Annotated in this window: 2 protein-coding genes; both read right to left on the bottom strand. The window is 65.7% G+C overall.

Going from position 1 to position 2612, the window contains the following annotated elements:
- Positions 1–152 precede the first annotated feature (152 nt).
- A complete protein-coding gene (dapD, locus tag QZY48_RS21475) occupies positions 153–974 on the bottom strand; it encodes a 2,3,4,5-tetrahydropyridine-2,6-dicarboxylate N-succinyltransferase (RefSeq protein ID WP_295434987.1) in 822 nt (273 codons plus the stop codon).
- Positions 975–1130: 156 nt separating this feature from the next.
- Positions 1131–2327, bottom strand: coding sequence for a succinyldiaminopimelate transaminase (gene dapC / locus QZY48_RS21470; RefSeq protein ID WP_295434986.1), 1197 nt, complete (start codon positions 2325–2327; stop codon positions 1131–1133).
- Positions 2328–2612: the final 285 nt, after the last annotated feature.

Below are 2612 nucleotides of genomic sequence, written 5' to 3'. Positions count from 1 at the left end.
GTACCCCGGATTTTCTCGCACCTCAAATTGGATCGCCTGTCCGACTAAGACTACGATTACGACAACGACAACGACAACGACAACGACAACGATGGTGCTTGTGTTTAACTTGTTCTTGACTCGTTACCTATCCCCTATCGCAGGCCGCCCGCTCAGATATCACGCAACAACTCATTGATCCCGACCTTGCCCCGGGTCTTCTCATCCACCTGCTTGATGATCACGGCGCAGTAGAGGCTGTGGCTGCCGTCCTTGGCCGGCAGGTTGCCGGGGACCACCACGGCGCCGGGCGGGACCCGTCCGTAGAGGATCTCGCCGGTCTCGCGGTTATAGATCTTGGTACTCTGGCCGATGAAGACGCCCATGGAGAGTACGGCCCCGGCGCCGACGATGACGCCCTCCACCACCTCGGAGCGGGCACCGATGAAGCAGTTGTCTTCAATGATGGTGGGCGCGGCCTGGACCGGTTCCAGCACGCCGCCGATGCCCACCCCGCCCGAGAGGTGCACGTTCTTGCCGATCTGGGCGCAGGAACCGACCGTCGCCCAGGTGTCGACCATGGTGCCGGAGTCCACATAGGCCCCGATATTCACATAGGACGGCATCAGCACGCAGGAGGGGGCAATGTAGGCGCCGCGCCGGGCCGCGGCCGGCGGCACCACACGCACCCCGGAGTCGCGAAATTCACGCGAGTTGGTGTCGGCGAACTTGGACGGGACCTTGTCGTAATAATTGGTGAAGCCGCCCTTCATGAAGCTGTTGTCCTCAATGCGGAAGGACAGGAGCACGGCCATCTTGATCCAGTCGTTCACCACCCAGTCCCCGTCGCGCTTTTCCGCCACCCGCAGTTCACCGCGGTCCAGACGCTCGATTACCTCCAGGACGGCGTCATGGACGTGGGTCTGGACATTACGGGGGTTGATCTCGGCACGGCGCGCGAAGGCCTCGACGATGATGGCTTGGGTGTCGCTCATGGATGGCTCCGGTTGGACAATGGGAGTTGAAGGGTTGGGACGTCATTTTACAAGAAGCTATCAGCTATCAGCTATCAGCTATCAGCCGTCAGTCGTCAGTCGTCGCCGAGCCAGCCGAACACCTACACTGATAGCTGACGGCTGATCGCTTCCCAACTACAGCCGCTCGACAAAGCCGCGGATCCGCCACGCCGCCTCGATGCACTCATCGAGCGGCGGCACCAGGGCGAGGCGCACCCGGTCGGCGCCCGGGTTGTAGCCATCCACGGTACGCGACAGGAAGCTCCCCGGCAGCAGGGTCACCGCCTCTTCGGCAAAGAGGCGGCGGACGAACTCAGTGTCCGGGATCGGCGTGTGCGGCCACAGATAGAAACCGGCCGGCGGGGCCGTGACCGGCAGCACCGGGTCCAGAATCCGGACCACCGCAGCGAACTTCTCGCGATACAGGGCGCGGTTGGCGCGCACATGGGCCTCGTCCGACCAGGCGGCGGCGCTCGCGCTCTGGGTCGGCAGCGGCATGGCGCAGCCGTGATAGGTGCGATACTGGAAGAAGCGCTCGATCAGGTCCGCGTCCCCGGCGACGAACCCGGAGCGCAGGCCGGGCGCATTGGAGCGCTTGGACAGACTGTGGAAGCAGATGCAGTGCTTCAAGGCGTGGTTGCCCATGGCCGCGGCCGCCTGGAGCAGCCCCGGGGGCGGGGCGGACTCGTCCAGATAGAGCTCCGCGTAGCACTCGTCGGCGGCGATCACAAAGTCGTGGGTCTGCGCCAGCTCGATCAGTCGGGTCAGGGTCGGAAGATCGAGCAGGGCCCCGCTTGGGTTGCCCGGCGAGCAAATATAGAGCAACTGGCAGCGTCCCCAGGTGGCCGCGTCCACCGCGGCGAAGTCCGGGATGAAGCCGTGCTCCGGCCGGCAGGGCAGGAAGTGCGGCTGGGCCCCGGCGAGCAGGGCCGCGCCCTCGTAGATCTGATAGAAGGGATTCGGCATCAATACCAGGGGCGAGCGGCCGGGGTCCACTACCGCCTGGGCCAGCGCGAACAGGGCCTCGCGGGTCCCGTTGACCGGGAGAATGTGGCGCTCCGGGTCCAGGAGCCCCGCGGGCAGCGCGAAGCGTGCGGTCAGCCAGCGGGCGATGGCCTCGCGCAGCGCCGGCTGCCCGCGGGTCGTCGGGTACACGCACAGACCGTGCAGGTGGGCGATCAGGGCCTCGGTGATCAGTGCCGGGGTCGGGTGCCGCGGCTCACCAATATAGAGCGCGAGCGGCGCCCGGTCGGACGGCGGCGTGAGACCGGCCTTGAGTTGATTGAGCTTCTCGAACGGGTAGGGCTGCAGCAGCCCGAGGGCAGGGTTCATGGGGCCTAAGTGCCTGCAGGTTCGCGGCGGCGCGCGCCGACGCGGCAACGGTGGGCGAAAAGCCGCTAGTATAGGCCAAGGCCCCGGGCCGCTCCACGCCGCGTGCGGCCGAGGGTGTGATCAGAACTGATGTATTAACGCAAATTCTGTATGGTAGGCATCGCGTGCCAGCCAAGCTGCGACGACCGCCGGAGCCGGGCACGCGATGCGTACCCTACAGCGACAGCGCCTGGACGTTCTCCCGGACCGGGCGTCGTTGTCGTTGTCGTTGTCGTAATCGTGGTC

The sequence above is a fragment of the uncultured Thiodictyon sp. genome (genome assembly GCF_903828115.1).
In the GTDB taxonomy this organism is placed as follows: Bacteria; Pseudomonadota; Gammaproteobacteria; order Chromatiales; family Chromatiaceae; genus Thiodictyon.
This window is presented reverse-complemented; position numbering and strand designations above follow the sequence as displayed.